Source organism: Aureimonas sp. SK2 (genome assembly GCF_029813115.1).
In the GTDB taxonomy this organism is placed as follows: Bacteria; Pseudomonadota; Alphaproteobacteria; order Rhizobiales; family Rhizobiaceae; genus Aureimonas.
Genome location: NZ_JAPZDS010000012.1, coordinates 65,779 through 88,784, shown reverse-complemented (window position 1 = coordinate 88,784; position 23,006 = coordinate 65,779). Strand labels below are relative to the sequence as shown.

At 69.6% G+C, this 23,006-nt stretch carries 25 protein-coding genes; 17 read left to right on the top strand and 8 right to left on the bottom strand.

Annotation, left to right across the window (positions count from 1 at the left end; genetic code table 11):
• Nucleotides 1–103: 103 nt before the first annotated feature.
• The 5 genes from arfB to O5O54_RS15625 all read left to right on the top strand — a co-directional run bounded on the left by arfB (nt 104) and on the right by O5O54_RS15625 (nt 2,691).
• On the top strand, nt 104–547 hold the full coding sequence (gene arfB, locus O5O54_RS15645; RefSeq protein ID WP_279482755.1) for an alternative ribosome rescue aminoacyl-tRNA hydrolase ArfB: 444 nt from the start codon (nt 104–106) through the stop codon (nt 545–547).
• A 97-nt stretch (nt 548–644) separates the two neighbouring features.
• On the top strand, nt 645–1,202 hold the full coding sequence (locus O5O54_RS15640) for a fasciclin domain-containing protein (RefSeq protein WP_279482754.1): 558 nt from the start codon (nt 645–647) through the stop codon (nt 1,200–1,202).
• A gap of 86 nt (nt 1,203–1,288) precedes the next feature.
• The gene (gene msrB, locus O5O54_RS15635) at nt 1,289–1,762 is read left to right on the top strand and encodes a peptide-methionine (R)-S-oxide reductase MsrB (RefSeq protein ID WP_279482753.1); all 474 of its coding nucleotides are present in this window, start codon (nt 1,289–1,291) and stop codon (nt 1,760–1,762) included.
• Nucleotides 1,763–1,930: 168 nt separating this feature from the next.
• Nucleotides 1,931–2,389, top strand: coding sequence for an Hsp20 family protein (locus tag O5O54_RS15630; RefSeq protein ID WP_279482752.1), 459 nt, complete (start codon nt 1,931–1,933; stop codon nt 2,387–2,389).
• Between the two features lie 44 nt (nt 2,390–2,433).
• Nucleotides 2,434–2,691 carry a DUF1150 family protein gene (locus tag O5O54_RS15625; protein WP_279482751.1) on the top strand — a complete coding sequence of 86 codons (258 nt, stop codon included), beginning with the start codon at nt 2,434–2,436 and terminating at the stop codon, nt 2,689–2,691.
• Nucleotides 2,692–2,759: 68 nt separating this feature from the next.
• On the opposite strand, the gene ptsN is transcribed toward O5O54_RS15625, so the two are convergent.
• From ptsN to lptC, 6 genes are all read right to left on the bottom strand, one after another.
• Complete coding sequence (gene ptsN, locus O5O54_RS15620; RefSeq protein WP_279482750.1) at nt 2,760–3,224, bottom strand: PTS IIA-like nitrogen regulatory protein PtsN; 465 nt, start codon at nt 3,222–3,224, stop codon at nt 2,760–2,762.
• A gap of 144 nt (nt 3,225–3,368) precedes the next feature.
• Nucleotides 3,369–3,944 carry a ribosome hibernation-promoting factor, HPF/YfiA family gene (gene hpf, locus O5O54_RS15615; protein ID WP_279482749.1) on the bottom strand — a complete coding sequence of 192 codons (576 nt, stop codon included), beginning with the start codon at nt 3,942–3,944 and terminating at the stop codon, nt 3,369–3,371.
• A 174-nt stretch (nt 3,945–4,118) separates the two neighbouring features.
• On the bottom strand, nt 4,119–5,579 hold the full coding sequence (gene rpoN / locus O5O54_RS15610) for an RNA polymerase factor sigma-54 (RefSeq protein WP_279482748.1): 1,461 nt from the start codon (nt 5,577–5,579) through the stop codon (nt 4,119–4,121).
• Nucleotides 5,580–5,688: 109 nt separating this feature from the next.
• Nucleotides 5,689–6,441: an LPS export ABC transporter ATP-binding protein gene (gene lptB, locus O5O54_RS15605; RefSeq protein ID WP_279482800.1), complete on the bottom strand. Its 753-nt coding sequence runs from the start codon at nt 6,439–6,441 to the stop codon at nt 5,689–5,691.
• A gap of 128 nt (nt 6,442–6,569) precedes the next feature.
• Nucleotides 6,570–7,184, bottom strand: coding sequence for an LptA/OstA family protein (locus O5O54_RS15600; protein WP_279482747.1), 615 nt, complete (start codon nt 7,182–7,184; stop codon nt 6,570–6,572).
• Nucleotides 7,181–7,777 (bottom strand): LPS export ABC transporter periplasmic protein LptC, encoded by a 597-nt coding sequence (gene lptC, locus O5O54_RS15595; RefSeq protein WP_279482746.1) that lies wholly within the window; start codon nt 7,775–7,777, stop codon nt 7,181–7,183. The genes O5O54_RS15600 and lptC overlap by 4 nt, the downstream gene beginning before the upstream one ends.
• 343 nt (nt 7,778–8,120) lie before the next feature.
• On the opposite strand from lptC, the gene sppA reads away from it, so the two are divergent.
• From sppA to O5O54_RS15580, 3 genes are all read left to right on the top strand, one after another.
• Nucleotides 8,121–9,077, top strand: a complete 957-nt coding sequence (gene sppA / locus O5O54_RS15590; RefSeq protein ID WP_279482745.1) for a signal peptide peptidase SppA — start codon at nt 8,121–8,123, stop codon at nt 9,075–9,077.
• Between the two features lie 110 nt (nt 9,078–9,187).
• Entirely contained in the window at nt 9,188–9,469 is a 282-nt protein-coding gene (locus O5O54_RS15585; RefSeq protein ID WP_279482744.1) for an integration host factor subunit beta, read from the top strand.
• 131 nt (nt 9,470–9,600) lie between these two features.
• Nucleotides 9,601–9,996: a LapA family protein gene (locus O5O54_RS15580; RefSeq protein WP_279482743.1), complete on the top strand. Its 396-nt coding sequence runs from the start codon at nt 9,601–9,603 to the stop codon at nt 9,994–9,996.
• Between the two features lie 2 nt (nt 9,997–9,998).
• Here O5O54_RS15580 and O5O54_RS15575 read toward each other — a convergent pair whose 3' ends face one another.
• Complete coding sequence (locus O5O54_RS15575; RefSeq protein ID WP_279482742.1) at nt 9,999–10,463, bottom strand: carbon monoxide dehydrogenase subunit G; 465 nt, start codon at nt 10,461–10,463, stop codon at nt 9,999–10,001.
• Nucleotides 10,464–10,580: 117 nt separating this feature from the next.
• On the opposite strand from O5O54_RS15575, the gene O5O54_RS15570 reads away from it, so the two are divergent.
• The 4 genes from O5O54_RS15570 (at nt 10,581) to O5O54_RS15555 (ending at nt 14,103) form a co-directional block, all read left to right on the top strand.
• The gene (locus O5O54_RS15570) at nt 10,581–11,693 is read left to right on the top strand and encodes a class I SAM-dependent methyltransferase (protein WP_279482741.1); all 1,113 of its coding nucleotides are present in this window, start codon (nt 10,581–10,583) and stop codon (nt 11,691–11,693) included.
• Nucleotides 11,678–12,544 (top strand): RNA methyltransferase, encoded by an 867-nt coding sequence (locus O5O54_RS15565; protein ID WP_279482740.1) that lies wholly within the window; start codon nt 11,678–11,680, stop codon nt 12,542–12,544. Before O5O54_RS15570 ends, O5O54_RS15565 begins: the two co-directional genes overlap by 16 nt.
• A complete protein-coding gene (gene lspA, locus O5O54_RS15560) occupies nt 12,544–13,041 on the top strand; it encodes a signal peptidase II (protein ID WP_279482739.1) in 498 nt (165 codons plus the stop codon). The genes O5O54_RS15565 and lspA overlap by 1 nt, the downstream gene beginning before the upstream one ends.
• A 141-nt stretch (nt 13,042–13,182) precedes the next feature.
• Nucleotides 13,183–14,103, top strand: a complete 921-nt coding sequence (locus O5O54_RS15555) for a GNAT family N-acetyltransferase (protein ID WP_279482738.1) — start codon at nt 13,183–13,185, stop codon at nt 14,101–14,103.
• 15 nt (nt 14,104–14,118) lie between these two features.
• Here O5O54_RS15555 and O5O54_RS15550 read toward each other — a convergent pair whose 3' ends face one another.
• Complete coding sequence (locus O5O54_RS15550) at nt 14,119–14,370, bottom strand: DUF1236 domain-containing protein (RefSeq protein WP_279482737.1); 252 nt, start codon at nt 14,368–14,370, stop codon at nt 14,119–14,121.
• Here O5O54_RS15550 and O5O54_RS15545 point away from each other — a divergent pair.
• The 5 genes from O5O54_RS15545 (at nt 14,369) to murJ (ending at nt 22,970) form a co-directional block, all read left to right on the top strand.
• The gene (locus O5O54_RS15545) at nt 14,369–14,572 is read left to right on the top strand and encodes a hypothetical protein (protein WP_279482736.1); all 204 of its coding nucleotides are present in this window, start codon (nt 14,369–14,371) and stop codon (nt 14,570–14,572) included. The two genes, O5O54_RS15550 and O5O54_RS15545, sit on opposite strands and share 2 nt — an antisense overlap.
• 158 nt (nt 14,573–14,730) lie before the next feature.
• Entirely contained in the window at nt 14,731–17,385 is a 2,655-nt protein-coding gene (gene mutS / locus O5O54_RS15540) for a DNA mismatch repair protein MutS (protein ID WP_279482799.1), read from the top strand.
• A 120-nt stretch (nt 17,386–17,505) separates the two neighbouring features.
• Nucleotides 17,506–18,351: an SDR family oxidoreductase gene (locus O5O54_RS15535; RefSeq protein WP_279482735.1), complete on the top strand. Its 846-nt coding sequence runs from the start codon at nt 17,506–17,508 to the stop codon at nt 18,349–18,351.
• Between the two features lie 144 nt (nt 18,352–18,495).
• Nucleotides 18,496–21,363 carry a [protein-PII] uridylyltransferase gene (locus O5O54_RS15530; RefSeq protein ID WP_279482734.1) on the top strand — a complete coding sequence of 956 codons (2,868 nt, stop codon included), beginning with the start codon at nt 18,496–18,498 and terminating at the stop codon, nt 21,361–21,363.
• Entirely contained in the window at nt 21,360–22,970 is a 1,611-nt protein-coding gene (murJ, locus tag O5O54_RS15525) for a murein biosynthesis integral membrane protein MurJ (RefSeq protein WP_279482733.1), read from the top strand. Before O5O54_RS15530 ends, murJ begins: the two co-directional genes overlap by 4 nt.
• Nucleotides 22,971–23,006: the final 36 nt, after the last annotated feature.

The following is a 23,006-nucleotide window of genomic DNA, read 5'->3' as shown; positions in this document are numbered from 1 at the left end:
AGGAGGATGGGGCTCGCAACCTTCGGGTTGCGGGCCTTCTTTGTTTGCGGCAACCACGCGCGGGCAGGCGCGTTGCCGCGCGAGTTCCCGAGGAGATCGAATCATGCCGGAGCCGGACAGAGCCAAGGGTCTCCCCGTCACGGCCCGCATCACGATTCCCGACGACGAACTGTCCGAGAGCTTCATCCGCGCAGCCGGACCCGGCGGCCAGAACGTCAACAAGGTCGCGACCGCGGTGCAACTGCGCTTCGAGGCGGCAGGGTCGAGCGTCCTGTCCGACGAGGTCAAGGCGCGGCTCATGCGTCTGGCCGGCCAGCGGGCGACCAAGGCGGGACAGATCCTGATTGAGGCGTCCCGCTTCCGCACGCAGGAGCGCAACCGCGAGGACGCGCGCGAGCGGCTCGTCGCGCTCGTGCGCGAGGCCCTCGTGCCGCCCCCGCCGCCCCGCAAGAAGACGAAGCCGACGCGGGGCTCGGTGGAGCGGCGGCTGGAGGCCAAGAAGGGCCGCTCGACCGTGAAGCGGATGCGCGGGCGCGTGGACGATTGAAAAAAAATTCTGACCCGAGCTGCATCCGTCGCCGCATCCGGCCTCGTAGCTCCTGTCGACCCCGCCAGCCGGGGCAACCAACAGGGGAAACGGACCCATGATCTCCAAGCTCGCTCGCAGTGCCGTCGTCGCCTCGCTTCTCGTCGGCTCGGCCGGCCTCGCGATGGCCAAGGACAAGGTGGTCGAGGTCGGGGGCGCGCCGATGTACGCCTCCAAGACGATCGCCGAGAACGCGCCGAACGCCGGCAATCTGAAGACCCTGGTGGCGGCCGTGAAGGCGGCCGGCCTCGTGAAGACGCTGGACGGCAAGGGTCCCTTCACGGTCTTCGCCCCGACCGACGCGGCCTTCGCCAAGCTGCCGGCCGGCACCGTGGAGACGCTGGTCAAGCCCGAGAACAAGGCGATGCTGACCAAAATCCTCACCTATCACGTGGTGCCGGCCGAGGCGACGTCGGCCGCCGCCATGAAGATGATCAAGGACGACGGCGGCAAGCACGTGGTGAAGACCGTCGAGGGCGAGACCCTGACGCTCGCCATGAAGGGCAAGAAGCTGACGGTCACCGACGCCAAGGGCCATGTGGCGACCGTGACCCAAGCGGACGTGATGCAGAAGAACGGCGTCGTGCACGTCATCGACACCGTGCTGATGCCCTGATCGCATCCCATGGATTTCGGGCGGCCTCGCGTCCATATGGGGCGAGGCCGCCTTTGTCGTTTTCATCGCATTCGGGAGCGTCCTCCATGCAGCGCAGACAGTTCCTTTTCGGGCTCGCGGCGTCCGGCCTCGCGTTGTCGGCGGGCATCGCGCGGGCCGAGAGCTTTCCCTTCACCTTGAGCGACGAGGACTGGCGCAAGCGCCTGTCGTCGGATCAGTACGCCGTGCTGCGCCAGGAGGCGACGGAGCGGCCCTATTCGAGCCCGCTCAACGCGGTGAAGACGAGCGGCCTGTTCCACTGCGCCGGCTGCGACAACACGCTCTATTCCTCGGCGACCAAGTTCGATTCCGGCACCGGATGGCCGAGCTTCTGGGCGCCGGTCGCCGGCGCGATCGGCAACCGGACGGACTATCTCCTGGTCTATCCCCGCACGGAGGTACACTGCGCCAACTGCGGCGGCCATCTCGGCCACGTCTTCGACGACGGCCCGCCGCCCACCGGAAAGCGCCACTGCATCAACGGCGTGGCGCTGCAGTTCAAGCCGGGTCCGGTGACCTGAGGCGGCAAGGTTTCGTCAATCTTTGGGGCGCTGAATGGTGTCGGGGCCGCGAAGGGTCGGCATGCATTGAACGGAGCCCTTCGGGTCGCCATATCTCGGACAGGTCGAGCGGGGTGCCGCACGAGGGCCCCGACCGACAAGTCGCTTGAGACAAGGGCTTGCCGTGACATGAACAGGATGACGCCGTTTTCCAGTCCGCTGCTCCTCGGTTTCGACGGGGTGGAGCGGATGCTCGAGCGGATGGGGAAGGCCAGCGACGGCTATCCCCCGTTCAACATCGAGCGCATCCGCGCCCCCAGTGAGCGCCAAGGCGCCGCAGGGGACGGCAAGCTGGGGGGCGAACCCGCCATTCGCATCACGCTTGCGGTGGCCGGCTTCCAGCCGGACGATCTCGAGATCACGACGGAAGACAATCAGCTCACCATCCGGGGCTCGCAGAGCGACCGGGAGGAGAGGGATTTCCTGCACCGGGGCATCGCCGCGCGCCAGTTCCAGAAGAGCTTTCTCTTCGCCGACGGCATGCGGATCCTGGGAGCCCAGCTGAAGAACGGTCTTCTGATGATCGATCTCGTCAAGCCCGAGCCCGAACGCGTGGTGAAAAAGATCGAGATCGTCGTCGAGGATTGAAACCTCGGACCCGATCTCCCGTTTGCCTCTTCAGGAGACGCAACATGACCCGAACGAATTCCATCGCCCCGGTTTCCCAGTCCGACCTCGCCTCCATCGGCGAGGGCCACCTGGCCTATCTCCGCCGCATGTCGTCCGACGACATCCGCGCCCGTTTCCCCTCCGCCCAGTCGATTCGCCCGGGCCTCAAGCTCTGGGCCTTGTTCTCGGCCGACGGCACGCCGCTGGCCGTGTCCGACGATCGCGGGTCGATCCTGGCGAGCGCCACCGAGAACGAACTGATGACGGTCAGCATCCACTGAACCGTCCACGATCGCGAGACCGTCGAGACCGGCCGGGCCTGCCCCGCGCCGGTCTTTTCGTATGGGGATCAGGCCGCGTGGGGCGGCGCCTGGCGCGTCATCAAATGATGGAGAGAACTCGCGTCGCGCGAGGCGCGCAACTCGTCCACCGTGCGCGGATCGCGCAGCAGGCGCGCGATCTTGGACAGCGCCTTGAGATGGTCGGCGCCCGACCCTTCCGGCGCGATCAGCAGGAAGACGAGGTCCACCGGCTGGTCGTCGAGCGATTCGAAGTCGATCGGCTTGGCGAGGCGCGCGAAGACGCCCTGGATGCGCCCGACGCCCGCCAGCTTGCCATGGGGAATGGCGATGCCGTGTCCGATCCCGGTGGAGCCGAGCTTCTCGCGCGCCACCACGGTCTCGAAGATGTCCCGCGCCTCCAGGCCGCAAAGGGCCGCAGCCCGTTCCGAGAGTTCCTGCAGGACCTGCTTCTTGGAGTGGGCTTTGAGAGAGGGAAGGATCGCCTCCTCCCGGATCAGATCGGACAGCTCCACGTCGTCAATGCCTTCCGCTCGCCCGGTTCGCGCCGCCCATCGGAGGCGGAGCGTGCCGGATAGACCTTGCGCGGCCCTTCCCGGACGCGCGCCGACGGACAGCGGCCGGAGCGGAGCTCCGGCCGGTTACCCGTGCGGCGGGTATCAGACCCTGGCCCGCAATGTCGAGGGGTCGATCCAGCCGACGTTCCCGTCCGGGCGGCGGTAGACGATGTTGACCTCCTCCGTGGCGCCGTTCTTGAAGACGACGACGGGGCCGTCCCGGCGGTCGAGTTCCATGACGGCGTTGGCGACGCTCATCGTGCCCATGACCAGCGATGTCTCCGCGATCACGGCCGGGGCGAAGTCCTCGGGCACCTCGTCCGTCTCGTCGGGCACGGCCGAAATGACGGTATAGGCGATCTCGCGCGAACCCGCGGCGCTCGCCTTGTGGTCCTTCAGGCGCCGCTTGTAGCGTCGCAGGCGCTTCTCGATCTTCTCCGAGGCCTCCAGGAAGCTGGATTCAGGGTCGTGGGTATCGGCGGTGGCCTGGAAGTAGACGCCGCTGTCCAGATGGAGGGTGATGTCGGCGCAGGTGCGCGCGCCCTCCTTGGACATGACGACGGCGCCGGAATAATTCCCGTCGAAGTACTTGGCGACCAAGTCGTTCAGCCGATCCTCGATGCGCGAGCGAAAGGCTTCGCCCACGTCCATGTGTCGGCCCGATACACGAAGTCCCATTCTGGTCTCCTTCCATTCGTCCGGCGACTGGCCCTCGAATGGTCGGTCGCCGTCTTCTCCAAGACTCTCCACGACCATTTCGTTCCGGCCCGCCGGGGGAATCATTCGATCCCAATTTGGCGGCGCGGCCAAGGCCCGACTACCGAAAATGCGATGGCCGTGAGGAGGCGGCTCCTAGCCGGCGAGGCGCCGGGCCTTCATCTCGCGCCGGCGTTGTACGGAGGAGGGGATTCCGAGCGCCTCGCGGTACTTGGCGACCGTGCGGCGGGCGAGCTCGATGCCCTCGCCGCCGAGCCGGGCCGCGATGTCGTCGTCCGACAGGACGCCCCCTGCGGCTTCGGCCGCGACCAGCGTGCGGATGCGCAACTTGACGCTCTCGGCCGAGTGCGCCTCGCCCCCGTCGCTGGCCGCGATGGCGCCGGAAAAGAACGCCTTCATCTCCATCGTGCCGCGGGGCGTGGCGAGATACTTGCCGGCCGTCACGCGGCTGATCGTGGATTCGTGCATGCCCACGGCCTCGGCGACGTCCATCAGCGTCATGGGCTTGAGGTGACCGCCGCCATGCCGAAGGAACGCGCCCTGGCGGCGCACGATTTCATCGGCGACCTTCAGGATGGTCCGGGCTCGCCCTTCCAGCGAGCGCTGAAGCCAGCCGGCCGACTGCCGGCACTGGGCGAGGAAGGCGCGCTCCTCGCCGCCGCGCGCCGAGGCCAGGCCGCTTTCGGCGCGGATGCGCAGCCGGGGAAAGGCGTCGGGGTTCAGCGCGACCGTCCAGCCCCCCGGCGCGCCCTTGTCTTGCGTCACCACCGCATCGGGCACCACGGCCGCCGGCGGGGCAAGCGAGAAGGCCGAGCCCGGGCGCGGATCGAGCGAGCGGATCTCGGCGAGAATCTCCAGGAGGTCTCCCTCGCTTTCGCCCGTCAGGCGTGACAGGGCGGCGAAGTCGCGGCGGGCCAGAAGCGGCAGGTTGGCGAGGACGCAGGCCATCACCGGATCCAGCCGGTCGCGCCGACGGAGCTGGATCGAGAGGCACTCCTCCAGCGAGCGCGCGAAGAGGCCCGCCGGCTCCGCCTCGTCCTGAAGGCGCCGCAGGAGCGGCAGGACCTCGTCCGGCAGGTCGAGGTCGGGAAACAGGAAGCCCGACGCGTCGAGATCGGCGAGCCAGACCTCCGCCAGGCGCCGTTCGTCGGCGCGAGCGAAGACCTCGGCGATTTCCGACAGGGCGTGGGCGTGGAGCGATGGCAGGTCCTCGCCGAGCCGCTCCTCCCAAGAGGCGCCGTCCGGAGCCGGCCCCGCTGAGGCGGCGCGGGGGAGATCAAGGAGTCGGTCGGCAGCGTCGGGGTGCCGTTCGCCCTCGGGGCCGGTGCCGTCGGAGAACGCCGCCCCGTCGTCCTGCCAGCCCGACAGCGGCGCGGGGTCGCCGACGGGCGCGGCGGACGGGGCCTCCGCCGGGGCGGGAGCGGCCGGCTCGGCGGGCGGGACGAGTTCCAGTAGCGGGTTGCCGTCCGCTTCGCCCTGGAGAAAGGCGAGAAGCTCGACATGGTGGAACTGCAGGAGCCGGATCGACTGCAGGAGCTGGGGCGTCATGGTGAGCGACTGGCTCTGACGCACTTGGAGGTTTATCGACAAGTTCACGGCGATCCTCCCTCCGGCAGCGCCCCGTCAGCCTGGGGCAAGCACCGGAAGGAAACTGGTCCGCATCTTGCTTGTCAAGAAAAACGCGCTAGCGCGGCGCGCGAAACCGTCAATAGGTGAACTGCTCGCCGAGATAGATCCGGCGCACGTCCGCATTGTCCACGATATCCTGCGGCGTGCCGTGGGTCAGCACCGCGCCGGCATGCATGATGTAGGCCCGGTCGATGAGCCCCAGCGTCTCGCGCACGTTGTGGTCGGTGATCAGCACGCCGATGCCGCGCCGGGTGAGATGGCGCACGAGCTCCTGGATGTCGGCGACCGCGATCGGGTCGACGCCCGCGAAGGGCTCGTCCAGGAGCATGAAAGTCGGGCGCGAGGCCAGAGCGCGGGCGATCTCGCAGCGCCGCCGCTCGCCGCCCGACAGGGCGGTGGAGGGCTGCTTGCGCAGGTGCCCGATGTGGAACTCCTCGAGAAGCGCCGTGAGCTGGCGCTCGCGCTCGGCCTTGTTCGGCTCCACCATCTCGAGCACGGCGCGGATGTTGTCTTCCACCGACAGGCCGCGGAAGATCGAGGCCTCCTGCGGCAGATAGCCGATGCCGAGCCGGGCGCGCCGGTACATCGGCACGCCGGTGATGTCGTGTCCGTCGAGTTCGATGCGCCCGCCGTCCACCGGCACGAGGCCGGTGATCATGTAGAAGCAGGTGGTCTTGCCGGCGCCGTTGGGGCCGAGCAGGCCGACCGCCTCGCCACGCCGCACGGCGACGTCCACGCTGTCCACCACCCGGCGGCCGCGATAGGTCTTGGTGATGCCGCGCGCGACCAGCGTGCCGCTGGACGGGTGCGCGCGGGTTTCGCCGGGCATCGCCGCCTCGCGCGGATCGCCGGGGAGCGGGGAAGGGAGGGTCTCGAACTGTGCGGCCACGTGTCGTCCGGTGTCGGGGCGGCCGGCGCGAGGCCGGCCCGCCTGGGAACGGGAGCGGGAAGGGGAGCTTAGTTGGTGCCCGGCGCGCCGCCGGCGCCCGGCGACAGGAGCATGCGCACCCGGCCGCCGCCGCCCGAGGCGCCGTTGCAGTTGTTGCTCTGGAGGCGCGCGACGCCCGTGTCCATCTGGATGCGCAGCACGCAGCCCGTCGCGACGTTCTTGCCCTGGCTGAGCACCACGTCGCCGGTCAGGAGCGCGACTTGCGTCTTCATGTCGAACTCCGCCTTGTTGGCGGTGGCCACCTGGTCGGCCGAGCGGATCGTCACCTTGCCGGTCGCCTCCAGGCGGCTGATGTCGCCCGAGCCGCCCGGCATGTTGGAGCGCTGCGCCGCCGGCTGGGCGCCGCCTTCGCCGTTGCGCACGTAGTAGACCAGGAGCTTCTCGGCGTTCATCGAGGTCTGGCCCTGCCGCACGCTGACGTCGCCGGAGAAGGTCGCGAGCGACTGGCCGTCGTCGACGTCGAGCTGGTTCGATTCGATGGCGACGGGCTGGTCGCCCTGCACCTGGAGGCCGCCGAAGGAGTTGCCGAAGCCTTGCGACTGTTCCTGCGCGGCGGCCGGTCCCGCGAGGCACAGGGCGCCGAGAACGGCTGCGAGGACGGGCAGTTTGTGGGTGGGGGTCATTGTCCGGGCTCGCTCGTGGGGGCGTCGCCCCCGTTGGAAAGGGACTGCGGAAGAAGGGTCAGCTTGACGCGGTTGCCGAAGGACAGCGTCTTGCCGCCGTTCGAGATGGAGACGTTGCCCGCTTCCAGCCGCTGGTCGCTGGTGGCGATCTCGACAGGTCCGGTGCCGGTCAGCGTGCCGCCTTCCAGCGCGACGTCGGCGCTCTGCATGCGGATGCGGATGCCGCTGGTCGTCTCCACGGCAATCTGGTCGTAGAGGCGCAGGACGTTGGTGCGCGTGTCGAAGCGGCCCTTGGCGGCGGTGAGCTCGGCCGTGGTGCCTTCGTCCACCGTCAGGTTGGCGCGCACGCCCTCGAGGTCGATGCTGGAGCCGCCGAGCGCCTGGATGGCGCGGCTCGCCACCATGGAGAAGGGGCGGTCGTTGCCGTCGACGCCCGACATGCGCGGGTCGTTCATCACGAGGCGCCCGTCCTCGATGGAGGTGGAGGCGAAGGCGATGTCGGCGGGCAGGCTGCGCGCGAGCCAAGTGGCGACGACGCCGGCCAGCACGATGGCGCTGGCCACGAGCGGCAGGCCGATCTTGAGCCAGCGCACGCGTCGCGAGTGGCGCTGCGCGCGCGCGAAAGCATTCGCGGGCCGCTCGGCGGCGTTGCCGAGGGCCAGGTCGTCGCGCGTGGTGGGTGCCTGCGTGCCCTGCCTGTTGGGTGCGTCGAGAATGAAAGGGGCTCCGGAACGATTCGCAAGGGAAGTCGGGGCGGCGCCGCGAAGGGGCGTCCCGTCCGTTCCTCCCTATGCGGGATATAGGGTTTTTACATGGTAAAACCACGGCGCGCGAGGGCCTCGTCGGCGCAAGATCCGACCGCGCGCCGCGCCCGCTTGGCAAGCCGGTCCGGCCGGTCTATCGCTCGGGGCAATTCACGGGGGCAGGCGGGCTGGCATGGACGCGCAAGGCATCATCGACCGTCGGCGGCTGCGCCGCAAACTGTCCTTCTGGCGTGTGGTGGCGTTCCTCGTCCTGGCGCTCGCCGCGGTGCTGGCCGCACTCGCTTCGGGCTGGCGGCCGGACGCCGGGCTGGGGCCGACGATCGCGCGGGTCGAGGTCACCGGGCTCATCACCGAGGATCGCAAGATGCTCGATCTCCTGGACGAGTTGCGCGAGGACGACAGCGTCCGGGCCGTGATCGTCCGGGTGAACTCGCCGGGCGGCACCACGGTCGGCGGCGAGACGCTGTTCCACGCCGTCCGGCGGCTTGCCGAGGCCAAGCCGGTGGCGGCGGAGGTCGGCCAGCTCGCCGCATCCGCCGGCTACATGGTCGCCATGGCGACCGACCGCGTGGTGGCCCACAATTCCTCCATCGTCGGCTCGATCGGCGTCCTTTTCCAATATGTGGACGCTTCCGTGCTGCTCGGGCGCATCGGCGTCGACGTCGCGGCGGTGAAGTCCTCGCCCTTGAAGGCCGAGCCTTCACCTTTCGACCCGGCGCCGCCCGAGGCGCGCGAGATGATCGGCCGTCTCGTCAACAGCTCCTACGACTGGTTCAAGCGCCTGGTGTCCGAGCGGCGCGGCTTCACGCCGGCCGAGACGGATGCGCTCGCCGACGGCTCGGTGTTCTCGGGCGAGCAGGGGCTCCAGAACCGTCTGGTCGATGCGCTCGGCGGCGAAGCCGAGGTGCGGCGCTGGTTCGAGGAGGAGCGCGGCGTTCCCAAGGGCCTGGAGATCGTGGAGCGCGAGCCCAAGCGCGAGGGGCGCTGGGGGCTCGGAAGCGCCGCCCATGCGCTGGCGACCGGCCTTCTCGGCTTCGACCCCCTGGCCGGCGCGCTCGGGCAGGCCGCGGCGGGGGCCGCCGGTCACCTTGACGGGATGGTGTCGCTCTGGCAGCCTCCCGGCCGCTGAGAACAGGCACCAAGACCCGTTCATCTGGTTGAAATTGAAGGCGTTTTTGTCGCGCGTCGCGGGTGGTGCGCACGAGGGCGCCTCGGGGTTGCGCTTCGGGGAACCATATCGTGATCAAGTCCGAGCTCGTGCAGATCATCGCCGGCCGCAATCCGCATCTCTACCAGCGGGACGTGGAAACCATCGTCAACGCCATCTTCGACGAGATCACGCAGGCGCTGTGCGACGGCAACCGGGTCGAGCTGCGCGGCTTCGGCGCCTTTTCGGTCAAGAACCGCCCGCCGCGCGCCGGCCGCAACCCGCGCACCGGCGAGTCGGTCGAGGTGGAGGAGAAGTGGGTTCCCTTCTTCAAGACCGGCAAGGAACTGCGCGAGCGCCTTAACGACGCCTGAGCATCCGCGCCCGGACCATCGCGCGCCCGATTGACGAGCGCCGCGCCCTCCATACCTAGTTCCGATGCCTCGCGCAGAGGCGTCCGGCCGGGTGGCCTCCAGCTCCTCGCGCCTCTTCAGACGGACAGACCATGATCTCGAAGATCCTTTCCATCCTCGTGCTCGGGCCGCTGGCGATCCTGCTCGTGGTCTTCTGCGTCGCGAACCGCGCGCCGGTGCCGGTCTCGCTCGACCCGATCGGCACTCTGCCGCAGTTCGTCTACGAAGTGCCGCTCTTCGTGCTCCTGATCGGGGCCGTGATCGCCGGCCTGATTCTCGGCGGCTTCGGCACCTGGGTCACGCAGCGCCACTACCGCGCCAAGGCCTCGCGCCGGGCCGACGAACTGGAGAACCTGCGCCACGAGGTGGAGGTCTCGAAGGAGCGCATGCGCCGCCTGCGCGAGGAACAGTCGCGCGTTGCCGCCGGCCCGGCGATCGCGGCGCCCGGCGAGACGCGGCCCGCCCTGGCCGGCCCCGCCGCGGCCTGAATTCAGGCCTCCTCGGCGGCAGGCTGGGCTCCACCGACCCGCGCCGCGAGATTGTCGAAGAACTGGCCCGCGAGCTTCTTGGCCGACGAATCCACCAGCCGGCCGCCGAGCTGGGCGATCTTGCCGCCGACCTTGGCGTCCACCGTGTAGGTCAGCACGGTTTCCGAGCCCTCGTCCGCCAGGTGGACGTCGGCGCCGCCGGACGCGAAGCCCGCGATGCCGCCCTTGCCCTCGCCGACGATCGAATAGCTTTCCGGCGCGACGATGTTCTCCAGCCGGACCTGGCCGGTGAAGGTCGCCTTGACCGGGCCGATCTTGGCGACCACCGTCGCCGCCATCTCGTTCTCGCCCGTCATCTCCAGGGATTCGCAGCCCGGAATGCAGTCGCGCAGCACCGCCGGGTCGTTGAGCATCGCCCAGACCGTCTCGCGCGGCGCGGGCAGGCGGTATTCGCCCTTCAGATCCATGGTTCGTCCTCCCCGCCGGCTCTCGGGCCGGCCCTTGCGGAGAATGGGCCGGGCGGCGCGCTTTGCCAAGCGGGTGCCGTTTGCGGTCCGCCCCCGCGATACGCTATGGACCGCCGCATGAGGAACGACAGATCCAAGGGCAGGCCCCAGCCGGACCGGCGCGAGCGTTCGAGCACGCCTCCCGGGAAGGCGCCGGCCGGCAAGGCGCGGCACGGCGCGCCGGCCTCCGAGCCGCCGCCCGCCCGCCGCGAGAGCGTCGAGGAGATCGCGCGCGAGAACCGTCGCGACCGCCCGCCGGTGGAATGGCCGCAAGGGGCGCGGCCCGCCTTCTCCACGCCGGTGATCCTGGAGGTGGAGCCCGGCACCGACTACGCGTTGGTCGATTCGGGCGATGGGGAGAAGCTGGAGCGCTACGGACCGCTCGTGATCCGGCGGCCCGAGAACCAGGCCATCTGGCCCCGGCGCCTGGCGCCCGGCCGCTGGGACGGCGCGGACGCGATCTTCACCGGCGACACGGACGAGGAGGGCACCGGCCGCTGGCGCTTCCCCGCCGAGCCGCTCGGCGAGACCTGGCCGATGCGGGAGGACGGCCTCGCCTATCTCGGTCGCTTCACCTCGTTCCGCCATGTCGGCGTGTTTCCCGAGCAGACCGTCCACTGGCGCTTCATGACCGAGACGATCGAACGCGAGCGGGCGCGCTCCGGCCGGCCCGTCCGGGTCCTCAACCTCTTCGGCTATACCGGCCTCGCCTCGCTTCTGGCCGCCCGCGCCGGCGCCGAGGTGACCCATGTCGACGCTTCCAAGCGCGCCATCGGCTGGGCGCGCGAGAATGCCGAGCTGGCCGGCCTTTCCGACAGGCCCGTCCGCTGGATCTGCGAGGACGCGGTGCGCTATGCCGAGCGCGAGGCGCGGCGCGGCTCCTCCTACGACATCATCCTTCTCGACCCGCCGAAGTTCGGCCGCGGGCCGAAGGGCGAGGTCTGGCAGCTCTTCGAGGACCTCCCGCATCTCCTCGTCCTGATGCGCCGGCTCCTGTCGGACCGCCCGCTGGCGCTGGTTCTCACCGCCTATTCCATCCGCTCGTCCTTCTATTCGCTCTCGGCCCTGATGGGCGAGGCGATGCGCGGCCTCGGGGGGCGCGTGGAATCGGGCGAGCTCGTCATCCGGGAGGAGGGCAAGGACGCCCGGCACCTCTCCACTTCGCTCTTTTCCAGATGGGTGTCCGCTTGACCGAACGCGAAGCCCCGCGCCGCCCCGCGACCGCCGCTCCCGGCCGGGTGAAGGAGGTGACGAGCGTCTCCAACCCGATCGTCAAGGACATCCGCAACCTCGCGCTGAAGAAGCATCGCGAGGAGACCGGCCTGTTCTTGGCGGAAGGGCTGAAGCTCGTGATCGACGCGCTGGACGCCGGCTGGACCATCGACACGCTGGTCGCCGCGAAGTCGCAGCTCCATTCCGACCTCCTCGCCAAGACCGCCGCACGCACGGTGGCGGCAGGCGCCGACGTGCTGGAGGCCAGCGACAAGGTGCTGGCCGCCATCTCGCGCCGCGACAATCCGCAGAGCGCGATCGGCGTCTTCCGCCAGAAGGTGGCGCGCCTCGACCGGATCGACCTCGGTCGCGACGGGCTGCTCGTCGTGCTCGACCGGGTTCGCGATCCCGGCAATCTCGGCACCATCCTGCGCACGGCCGATGCCGCCGGCGCCAAGGGCGTTGTGCTCGTCGGCGAGAGCGTCGATCCCTTCTCGCTGGAGGCTGTGCGCGCCACCATGGGCTCGATCTTCGCCATGCCGATCGCTCGCGTCGACGAGGCGGGCTTCCTCGCCTTCCGCAAGGGCTTCCAGGGCCTCGTGGTCGGCACCCACATGGCTGGGCAGACCGATTTCCGAAAGCCGTCCTACGGCGGCAAGCCGACGCTGCTCCTGATGGGCAACGAGCAGGCGGGCCTGACCGACGCTCTGGCGAAGGCCTGCGACAGCCTCGTGCGTATTCCCCAGGTCGGCCGGGCCGACAGCCTGAATCTGGCGGTCGCCACGGGCCTCATGATCTTCGAGGCGCGGCGCGGGAGCCTGTCCCTCTGATGGCGCGGCTTCTTTCGGCCCTGTCGATCGTCGCGCTGGCGGTCGCCCTCGACCAGGCGATCAAGCGCATCGTCGTCTCCACCATGGGGCTCGGCGAGGCGATCGAGGTCCTGCCTTTTCTTGCCCTGTTTCACGCTCGCAACGAGGGTATCGCCTTCTCGATGCTGGACGGGTTCCACGGCCTCGGCCTTGCGGCCATTTCGGCCGTCGTGCTTGCCTTCGTCGGCTGGCTCTGGTGGAACACGCCGGCCGAGCGCAAGCTCACCCAGTTCGGCTTCGCCATCATCGTCGGCGGGGCGATCGGCAACCTGATCGACCGCGTGCGGCTCGGCTATGTTGTGGACTATATCCTGTTCCACACGCCGGTCTGGAGCTTTGCCGTCTTCAACCTCGCCGACGCCTTCATCTCGGTCGGCGCGGGCCTGATCCTGTTCGACGAGTTCGTGCTCAACCGCAAGAAGCCGCAGGGCGCCGGCCGCGAGCCCGCGGACGGTTGACCGGTCTGCCAATTGGGCGGAAACAGGGGCGCCGATGATCGCGGCGGGGCGGGAGCGGGGCCGGATCGCTCGTCACGAAACCGTCGCCGCCGTCCGCTAATCGGAAGGCGCCGAGCCGTTCCGACCGTCCGCAGGAGACGCATGATGGGATTTGCCGTCACATCGAGCCCGCGCATCGCCCGCAGCGGCGAGCCCCTGGCCAAGCGCATGCTCTCGCTCATCCCCTCCGCCCCGCGAGGCCTGACCGCGCCGCTCGACCCGCGCGCGCCGGTGCTCGGGCGCCTCGGCGGGCTCGAGGTGCGCCTTGCCCGCACCAAGGCGGAGATCCGCGCGGCGCAGGAGCTGCGCTACCACGTCTTCTACGAGGAGATGAGCGCCAAACCGTCGCCGCTCCAGAAGATGACCCGGCGCGACGCCGACGGGTTCGACCGCTTCTGCGACCATCTCCTGGTCTTCGACCGGTCGAAGGCGGGTGCGGGAACGAGCCAGATCGTCGGCACCTATCGCCTGCTGCGCCAGAGTGCGGCGGGCCGCTCGCCCGGCTTCTACACGGCCGGCGAGTTCGAGATCGACCGTCTGGTCGCGCGTCATCCCGGCATGCGCTTCCTGGAACTCGGCCGCTCCTGCGTCCTGCCGGACTATCGCGGCAAGCGGACGGTCGAGCTGCTCTGGCAGGGCATCTGGGCCTATGTGCTGCAGCATCGGATCGACGTCCTGTTCGGCTGCGCCTCGCTCGCCGGCACCGATCTATCGAAGCTGTCCGACGCCTTGGCGCTCCTGCGCGACAGCGCGCCGGCGCCCGCCGAATGGCGCGTGCGCGCGGTGGAGGGCCGGCGCTCCACCCTGGCGGCCGGCACCGTCTGTGCCGACCCCAAGCGCGCGCTCGGCACGCTGCCGCCGCTCCTCAAAGGGTATCTGCGGATCGGCGGCTATGTCGGCGAGGACGCGGTGGTGGACCACCAGTTCGGAACAACGGATGTCCTCGTGGTCCTGCCGGTGTCGCGGATCAATCCGCGCTATGTCAGCCATTACGGCGCCGACGCAGGCCGTTTCGCGGCCTGAGCGCCCGGCCGGGCGTCAGTGGTCGATGCGCACCACGGAGCGGGTGCGCATGTCCACCAGGACGGGCCGGCCGTCGAAGTAGAAATAGGCGTAGTCCGGGTTGCCCTCGACCTTGGAGAGTTCCACCGTCTGCGGCACCGATGCGCCGAGGCTGGGTGCCGCGTTCATCTCGGCATCCGCCTGCGGATGGTCGATCGCGTACTGGTAGACGTTGACGCGCTCCCTCTGGTCCTGCGCAAGCGCAGGGCCTGCGCCTATCGCAAGCATGAGCGCCACGAGCGCCGCGCCCGACTTCGATCCGATCCCCGCCATTCTGCCGATCATCGTCACCGCCTGTTCCCATGTCCGCGACGCCCGCCGCGAATCGGGCGAATTTCGTAATTTCGCCAACCTGTCTCATGCGCCTTCGGCGAAATCATGGAAGCGCATCGAAAGTCAGTCTGGCATGCGGACCTTGAATGCGCGATGAACGTGCCTGTTCCGGGCCGAATCCTGGGGACGGCAAGGCTTGCTCCGCTTCCGCGCCGCCGGGCGGGCGGCTATCCCTAGGCGATGCTCGACATCCTGCGACCCGACCGAGAGCCGCCCCAGGCCCCTGATGCCGGCCTCGGTGCCGCGCCGACGCCCATGATGGCGCAGTTCCTGGAGATCAAGGCGGCCCATGCCGACTGCCTCCTGTTCTACCGGATGGGCGATTTCTACGAGCTGTTCTTCGACGACGCCGTGGAAGCCTCGACCGCGCTCGGCATCACGCTGACGAAGCGCGGCAAGCATCTGGGTGCCGACATCCCGATGGCGGGCGTGCCCGTCGTCTCGGCCGACGACTATCTCCAGAAGCTGATCGGCCTCGGCTACCGCGTGGCGGTCTGCGAACAGGTCGAGGATCCCGCCGAGGCCAAGAAGCGCGGCTCGAAGTCGGTGGTGCGCCGCGACGTGGTGCGCCTCGTCACGCCCGGCACGATCACCGAGGAAGCGCTGCTGGAGCCCGGCCGGCCGAACTACCTCATGTGCGTCTCGCGCGTCGGCGGCGCGGCGGGCGCCTATGCGATCGCCTGGACGGACCTGTCCACCGGCCTCTTCCGCATCGCGCCGAGCGGGGCCGATCAGATCGCCGCCGACGTTCTCGCCATGGAGCCGTCGGAAGTCGTCATGGCCGATACGCTGGTCGGCGACGAGGCCTTGGCGTCGCTCGTCATGCGCCTCGGCCGGCGGCTCCGCCTGGAGCCGGCGGTGCTGTTCGACGGAGCGACGGCCGAAGAGCGCCTCTGCCGCTTCTTCGGCGTCTCGACGCTGGACGGGTTCGGGGCGTTCGGCCGGGCCGAGCTGTCGGCCGGCGCGGCGCTTCTCGCCTATCTCGCGCGCACGCAGCTGAAAGCCCATCCGCCGCTCTCCCCGCCGCGCCGGGTCGAGGCCGGCTCGTATCTGCGCATCGACCCGGCGACCCGCGCGAGCCTCGAGCTGACGCGCACAGTCTCGGGCAAGCGCCAGGGCTCGCTTCTCGCCGCGATCGACCGCTGCCTCACCGGCGCGGGCGCCAGGCTCCTCGGCGCCCGTCTCGCCCTGCCGCTCACCGACCCCGCCGCCATCGGGGCGCGCCAGGACAGCGTGGCGCTGCTCGCCGGCGAAGGCGCCCTGCGCAAGCGCTTGCGCGAAGCCCTGCGCGGCTTGCCGGACATCGACCGCGCTTTGTCGCGCCTCGGGCTCGACCGGGGCGGGCCGCGCGATCTCGGCGCCCTGTGCGAAGGGCTCGGCCGGGCCGGGCGGATCGCGGCCGAGCTGTCGGGCGCCGAGCTGAAGGGCGAGTTGGCGGATGCGCTCAAAGCGCTTTGGGATCGACCGGGGAGCCTGGCCGCGCGCCTGGCCGCGACGCTCGCCGACGACCTGCCGCTGCAGCGCCGCGACGGCGGCTTCGTGCGCGCCGGCGCCCATACCGAACTGGACGAGACGCGGAGCCTGCGGGACCATTCGCGACGCGTCGTGGCCGAACTCCAAGCGCGCTACGCCGCCGAGACCGGCATCCGCTCGCTGAAGGTCAAACACAACAACGTGCTCGGCTACTTCGTCGAGGTGCCGGAGGCGCAGGGGCCGGCGCTCCTGTCCGGCGGCGCTTTCCACCATCGCCAGACGCTGGCCTCCGCCATGCGCTTCTCGACGCCCGAACTCGCCGACCTCGAAGCGCGAATCACGGAAGCCGGCGCCAAGGCTCTGGCGATCGAGCTCCAGCTCTTTGCCGAACTGCGCGAGGCGGTGCTCGCCGAAATCGACCGGCTGCGGGCGATGGGCGAGGCGCTGGCGGTGATCGACGTATCGGCCGGGCTCGCCGAGCTGGCCGTCGCCGCCGACTGGGTGCGCCCGACCGTCGACGGCTCGCTCGCCTTCTTCGTGGAATGCGGCCGCCATCCCGTGGTCGAGGCGGCGCTCAAGGCATCGGGCGGCCAGAGCTTCGTCGCCAACGACTGCAACCTTTCGCCGCCGCCGGGCCTGTCCGGCAAGGCGGGCGGCGCCGGCGCGATCTGGCTGATCACCGGCCCCAACATGGGCGGCAAGTCCACCTTCCTGCGCCAGAACGCGCTGATCGCCGTGCTCGCGCAGATCGGCGCCTTTGTGCCGGCGACCAAGGCCCATATCGGCGTGGTGGACCGCCTGTTCAGCCGCGTCGGCGCCTCCGACGACCTCGCCGAGGGGCGCTCGACCTTCATGGTCGAGATGGTCGAGACCGCCGCGATCCTGAACCAGGCGACCGACCGGACGCTCGTGGTGCTGGACGAGATCGGGCGCGGCACCTCGACCTATGACGGCCTGTCCATCGCCTTCGCGGCCGTTGAGCACCTTCATGAGGTGAACCGCGCCCGCGCGCTCTTCGCCACGCATTTCCACGAGATGACGGCACTGGCCGGCCGGCTCAAGCGCCTGTCCAACGCCACGGTACGCGTCAAGGAGTGGGAGGGAGAAGTGATCTTCCTCCACGAGGTGACGGCCGGCGTCGCCGACCGCTCCTACGGCGTCCAGGTCGCGCGGCTCGCCGGCCTGCCGCCCACAGTGGTGGAGCGGGCGCGGCAGATCCTGTCCGAGCTGGAGCGGTCGGCACAGGGCGAGAAGCGCACCGCCTTCCTCGACGACCTGCCGCTTTTCTCGCAAGCCGCTGCGCGCGCGGCGCCGCCGCCGCCCGCCGGCTCGCCTGCGCTGGAGGCGCTCGTCGCGCTCGACCCCGACGCCATGACCCCGCGCGAGGCGCTGGAGGCGCTCTATCGGCTCAAGGGACTGGCCGCAAAGAACGGCTGAGGCCGCCGGATCCTTGGCCGGCCACGCTTTGGGTGGGGGCCGGGTGCGGAACGGCCCCGGTGCCCATGTCTTCCTTCGCCGGATGGGCCGCCCGCGCGGCCTGAAGAAGGAGCCATGCCCATGTCGAACTTTCCCCCGCAGCACCAGTCCCAGGAGCCCGGCCGCGAGCACGAGATGACGCCGCGCCCCGACTACGAGCCGCGCTTTCCCGGCTCCGGACGCCTCCAAGGCAAGGCGGCGATCATCACCGGCGGGGATTCGGGGATCGGGCGCGCCACCGCCGTCCTCTTCGCGCGCGAGGGCGCCGACGTCGCGATCGTCTATCTCGAGGAGGACCGCGACGCCGAGGAGACCAAGGCCGCCATTGAGAAGGAAGGGCGCCGGGCGCTGCTGATCCGTGGCGACGTGCGCTCCAAGAGCTTTTGCAAGCAAGCCGTCGATAAGGCGGCGGCCGAGTTCGGCAAGCTCGACATCCTCGTCAACAACGCCGCCCACCAGGCGGAGGCCGAGGACGTGCGCGACATCTCCGAGGAGCAGCTCGCCAAGACCTTCGAGACCAACATCTACGCCTATTTCTTCATGACGCAGGCCGCGCTCGACCACCTGAAGAGCGGCTCGGCCATCGTCAACGTCACGTCGGTCAATTCGTACAAGGGCAACGACACGCTGATCGACTATTCCTCCACCAAGGGCGCCATCACCGCCTTCACGCGGTCCATGGCCTCCAACCTCGTGGAAAAGGGCATCCGCGTGAACGGCGTCGCGCCCGGACCGATCTGGACGCCCTTCATCCCCATGTCGATGGACGAGGAGAAGGTCGCGAGCTTCGGCTCGCAGGTGCCCATGAAGCGCGCCGGCCAGCCCAATGAAGTGGCATCCGCGCTCCTGTTCCTGGCCTCCGAGGACGGTTCCTACTTCACCGGCCAGGTGATGCACCCGAACGGCGGGACCATCGTCGGAGCCTGAGGCCTCCCGCAGCACCGGGCGCATCGTTCCGGCGCAACCTTTTGTCAGGGCGGCTCGCCCATGCTAGAGCGCCCGCCGCCGGCTCCGAAGGCTCCCGCAGCCTTCGGAGCCGGCGGCGGCCTGCGCCGGCATGAGGCAATCCCGATGAGCGTTACCCACCAGTCCGGCATCCGCTTCGCGGCCCGTCACCCGACGGACGGCGAGGATCTCCGCCTGTCCGAGATCGTCGATCCGCAGGCGCTGCGCGCGGCGCTCTGGGCGCTGGTGCCTTCGGAGAAGCCCGGCGCCTGCGCTACCCCTGAGGTGCGCGCCAAGGTCCTGGGCGTCCTGAAGGCCGCCAATGTCGCAGGCCGGAAGGCGGCCGAGGCGATGCTGTTCTCCGACGGCGGTGGGCTCCTGTGCGCCGCGCGCATCTCGGCGCTGATGGACGAGCTGATCCGGGCGATCTACGACTTCGCCCTCCAGCACCGTTTCGCAGCGCCCAACCTTTCCGCCGGCGAGCGCATGGCCGTTCTGGCCGTCGGCGGCTACGGGCGGGGCACGCTCGCGCCGGGGTCCGACATCGATCTCCTGTTTCTCCTGCCCTACAAGCAGACGGCGCTCGGCGAGCAGGTCGCCGAGTATCTCCTCTACCTTCTCTGGGACCTTGGGCTGAAGGTCGGCCACGCGACACGCTCGGTGGAGGAAAGCGTCCGACTGTCCGAGTCCGACTTCACCATCCGCACCGCGATCCTGGAGCGCCGGCTCGTGTGCGGCGACGCCGATCTCTTCGCCGAGCTGGGCCGCCGCTTCGACGCCGAGGTCGTGGAAGGGACGGGCCGCGCCTTCATCGCCGCCAAGCTCGCCGAGCGCGACGCGCGCCACGCCAAGGGCGGCGACACGCGCTATCTCGTCGAGCCCAACGTGAAGGAAGGCAAGGGCGGCCTGCGCGACCTCCACACCCTGTTCTGGATCGCCAAGGACCACTACCGCGTCGACACGCGCGACGCGCTGGTGGCGGCCGGCGTCTTCTCGCGCCGCGAGGGGCAGATCTTCGGCAAGGCGGAGGATTTTCTCTGGGCCGTGCGCTGCCACATGCACTTCCTGACCGGCAAGGCCGAGGAGCGCCTCTCCTTCGACATCCAGCCCGAGATCGCCGCGCGCCTCGGCTACACGTCCCATCCCGGCCTGACCGACGTCGAGCGCTTCATGAAGCACTACTTCCTGATCGCCAAGGACGTCGGCGACCTCACCGGCATCTTCTGCGCCGCGCTGGAGGAGGAGAAGGCCAAGGACGTGCCGGGCATCCGCGGCTTCGTGCAGAGCCTTCGCCGCCGCTCGCGCCACATTCCCGGCACGCTCTCCTTCCTGGTCGACAACGGTCGCATTACGGTGGCGGACCGTCAGGTCTTCGCGACCGATCCGGTCAATCTCCTGCGCATCTTCAAGCTCGCCGCCGTCCACCGGCTGGAATACCACCCGGACGCCCTGAAGCTGATCCGCCGCTCGCTGCGGCTGATCGACAACGACCTGCGCAACAACAGGGAAGCCAACTCGCTCTTCGTCGACGTCCTGACCGACCGCGAGGACCCGGCCTTCCACTTGCGCCGTATGAACGAGGCGGGCGTCCTCGGCCGCTTCGTGCCGGACTTCGGCAAGATCGTCGCGATGATGCAATTCAACATGTATCACCACTACACGGTGGACGAGCACCTCCTGCGCTCCATCGCCGAGCTGAACAAGCTGGAGCGCGGCAATCTCGGCGGCGAGCTGCCGGTGACGAGCAGCTTCATCTCCACCATCCGCGACCGCGTGCCCCTCTATGTCGCGCTCCTGATCCACGACATCGCCAAGGGCCGCCCCGAGGACCATTCGATCGCCGGCGCCGAGATCGCCGAGGAGCTCTGTCCGCGTTTGGGCCTCGATGCCGGCGAGACCGAACTCGTCGCCTGGCTGGTGCGCGACCACCTCGTCATGTCCATGGTGGCGCAGCAGCGAGACCTCAACGACCGCAAGACGATCCGCGACTTCGCAGCCCGCGTCCAGACTCTGGACCGGCTGAAGCTTCTGACCATCCTGACCGTCTGCGACATCCGCGCCGTCGGCCCCGGCGTCTGGAACGGCTGGAAGGGCCAGCTCATCCGCACGCTCTATGCCGAGACCGAGCCGATGCTGACCGGCGGCTATTCGGAATCCTCGCGCGAGCAGCGCACGCTGGCCGCCAAGGCCGAGCTTCGCTCGCGCCTGGCCGGCTGGGACGAGGCCGCCCGCGAGGCGGCGGTGGACCACCACTATCAGAACTACTTCCTGTCCGTGCCGTTGGAGGAGCAGGTCCGCCACGCGGAGTTCGTGCGCGACGCCGATGCCGCGAGGAAGACCTTCGCCACCATCGCCCGGACCGACAGGTTCCGGGGCGTTACCGAGATCACGGTGCTGGCGCCCGACCATCCGCGCCTCCTGTCGTTGATCGCCGGCGGCTGCGCCTCGGCCGGCGCCAACATCGCCGACGCCCAGATCTTCACCATGACCGACGGGTGGGCGCTCGACATCGTGACCCTCAACCGCGAGTTCACCGAAGACTCCGACGAACTGCGCCGTGCCGACCGGATCGCCCGCACCATCGAGGGGCTGCTGAACGGGCGGGAGGCGATTCCGGCCCTCATCGCGCGCCGCCGGGCGCCGCGCACCAGCCCCTCCTTTGCCTTTCCGCCGCGCATCGACATCCACAACGAATTGTCGAACCGGCTCACCGTCCTCGAAGTCGAGGGGCTCGACCGGCCGGGGCTGCTCGCCGACCTCACCGGGGCGATCTCCGACCTCTCGCTCGACATCCGCTCGGCCCACATCTCGACCTATGGCGAGAAGGTGGTGGACGTCTTCTACGTCACCGATCTCCTCGGCATGAAGGTGACGGGCGAGGGGCGCTCGGAGCGCATTCGGCGCCGGCTGCTCGCCGTGTTCGAAGACCCGGACGGCGAGCTCACCTCGCCCTCGGCCAAGCCCTCGCCGGTCGCCTTCGGGATCGTCTCGTGAGCCTTCTCAAGAAGTTCGCAACCGTCGGCGGCGCGACGCTCGTCAGCCGCGTCTTCGGCTTCACGCGCGAGATGATGATGGCCTCCGCGCTCGGCATCGGGCCGGTGGCGGACGCCTTCAACCTCGCCTTCCGCTTCCCGAACCTCTTTCGCCGCCTGTTCGCGGAAGGGGCGTTCAACGCCGCCTTCATCCCGCTCTTCGCGCGCTCGCTGGAGGAGGAGGGCGAGACCGGCGCACGGCGCTTCGCCTCCGAGATCTTCGCCACGCTCTTCGTGGTCCTGACCGGCTTCACCGTCGTCGCGATGGTGTTCATGCCCTTCCTGGTGAAGACGATCATCGCGCCGGGCTTGGCCGCCTGCATCGACGATCCGCAGACGCTCGGGCAGCAGCTCTCCTGCGCCGAGCGCTTCGACATCACCGTCGCCTTCTCGCGGATCATGTTTCCCTATCTCGCCTGCATGTCGCTGATGGCGATGGTGTCGGGCATCCTCAACGCGTTCCGGCGCTTCTTCGCGGCTGCCGCCGCGCCGACGCTGCTCAACTTCATCCTGATCGGCGTCCTCGCCTGGGCCTGGTGGCAGGGGGCGGACCAGCGCACGATCGGCTTCCTGATGAGCTGGGGCGTGCTGGCGGCCGGTATCAGCCAGCTCCTGATGGTGACCGTCGCCATGCGCATGGCCGGCTTCTCGGTCTCGCTCGGGCGCCCGCGCTGGACGCCGGGGCTCAAGCGCCTGCTGATCCTTGCCGGCCCCGCCGCCCTGATCGGCGGCATCACGCAGATCAACCTCTTCGTCGGACAGGCCATCGCGTCCTATCAGCCGGGCGCCGTGTCGATCCTGACCTATGCCGACCGGCCCTACCAGCTGCCGCTCGGCATGGTGGGGGTTGCCATCGGGGTCGTGCTCCTGCCCGAACTCGCCCGCGCCCTGAAGGCGGGGCGGCTGGAAGAGGCGCAGCACACCCAGAACCGAAGCCTCGAATTCGCGCTGTTCCTGACCGTCCCGGCGGCGGTCGCGCTTTTCGTGATGCCGGAGCCGATCATCCGCCTGATCTACGAGCGCGGCGCCTTCGGGCCGGACACGACCGAAAAGGTCGCCGCCGTTCTCGGCCTCTATGCGCTGGGCCTGCCGGCCTTCGTGCTGATCAAGGTGTTCTCGCCCGGCTACTTCGCGCGCGAGAACACGAGGACGCCGATGATCATCACCGGCATCTCGGCGCTCGCCAACACGGCGCTGTCCTTCGTTCTTTTCTGGTACTTTGCCGAGCGCGGCATCGCCATGGCGACGACGCTCGCCGGCTGGATCAACGCGCTTCTGCTGTTCGAGGGCCTGCGCCGCCAGGGGCTCTGGCACGTGGACGGCGAGCTCGTGCGGCGGGCGGCCCTCGTGTTCCTGTCGGCCGCGATGATGGGCGGGGCGCTCCTGGTCATGCTGGAGATGCTGGAGCGCTGGATGGGATCGGACCCCAACGTCCTCCACCAGTCGGCGGCGGTGCTGGCGCTCGCGGGCGTCGCGATGCTGATCTACTTCGCGCTGGCCTTCGCGACGGGCGCGGCCGACCGGACGCTCGTCCTGAAGCTCCTGAGGCGGAAGCGGGCGGCCGGCTAAGAGTGCCTAACAAAACGGCGTTTCGCGCGTTGAAGT

Coding starts and splice junctions, on each gene's coding strand:
- arfB (WP_279482755.1), top strand. CDS start 104: ATGCCGGAGCCGGACAGAGCCAAGGGTCTCCCCGTCACGGCCCGCATC.
- O5O54_RS15640 (WP_279482754.1), top strand. CDS start 645: ATGATCTCCAAGCTCGCTCGCAGTGCCGTCGTCGCCTCGCTTCTCGTC.
- msrB (WP_279482753.1), top strand. CDS start 1,289: ATGCAGCGCAGACAGTTCCTTTTCGGGCTCGCGGCGTCCGGCCTCGCG.
- O5O54_RS15630 (WP_279482752.1), top strand. CDS start 1,931: ATGAACAGGATGACGCCGTTTTCCAGTCCGCTGCTCCTCGGTTTCGAC.
- O5O54_RS15625 (WP_279482751.1), top strand. CDS start 2,434: ATGACCCGAACGAATTCCATCGCCCCGGTTTCCCAGTCCGACCTCGCC.
- hpf (WP_279482749.1), bottom strand. CDS start 3,944: ATGGGACTTCGTGTATCGGGCCGACACATGGACGTGGGCGAAGCCTTT.
- lptB (WP_279482800.1), bottom strand. CDS start 6,441: ATGCCCGGCGAAACCCGCGCGCACCCGTCCAGCGGCACGCTGGTCGCG.
- O5O54_RS15600 (WP_279482747.1), bottom strand. CDS start 7,184: ATGACCCCCACCCACAAACTGCCCGTCCTCGCAGCCGTTCTCGGCGCC.
- sppA (WP_279482745.1), top strand. CDS start 8,121: ATGGACGCGCAAGGCATCATCGACCGTCGGCGGCTGCGCCGCAAACTG.
- O5O54_RS15580 (WP_279482743.1), top strand. CDS start 9,601: ATGATCTCGAAGATCCTTTCCATCCTCGTGCTCGGGCCGCTGGCGATC.
- O5O54_RS15575 (WP_279482742.1), bottom strand. CDS start 10,463: ATGGATCTGAAGGGCGAATACCGCCTGCCCGCGCCGCGCGAGACGGTC.
- O5O54_RS15570 (WP_279482741.1), top strand. CDS start 10,581: ATGAGGAACGACAGATCCAAGGGCAGGCCCCAGCCGGACCGGCGCGAG.
- O5O54_RS15565 (WP_279482740.1), top strand. CDS start 11,678: ATGGGTGTCCGCTTGACCGAACGCGAAGCCCCGCGCCGCCCCGCGACC.
- lspA (WP_279482739.1), top strand. CDS start 12,544: ATGGCGCGGCTTCTTTCGGCCCTGTCGATCGTCGCGCTGGCGGTCGCC.
- O5O54_RS15555 (WP_279482738.1), top strand. CDS start 13,183: ATGATGGGATTTGCCGTCACATCGAGCCCGCGCATCGCCCGCAGCGGC.
- O5O54_RS15545 (WP_279482736.1), top strand. CDS start 14,369: ATGAGCGCCACGAGCGCCGCGCCCGACTTCGATCCGATCCCCGCCATT.
- O5O54_RS15550 (WP_279482737.1), bottom strand. CDS start 14,370: ATGCTTGCGATAGGCGCAGGCCCTGCGCTTGCGCAGGACCAGAGGGAG.
- mutS (WP_279482799.1), top strand. CDS start 14,731: ATGATGGCGCAGTTCCTGGAGATCAAGGCGGCCCATGCCGACTGCCTC.
- O5O54_RS15535 (WP_279482735.1), top strand. CDS start 17,506: ATGTCGAACTTTCCCCCGCAGCACCAGTCCCAGGAGCCCGGCCGCGAG.
- O5O54_RS15530 (WP_279482734.1), top strand. CDS start 18,496: ATGAGCGTTACCCACCAGTCCGGCATCCGCTTCGCGGCCCGTCACCCG.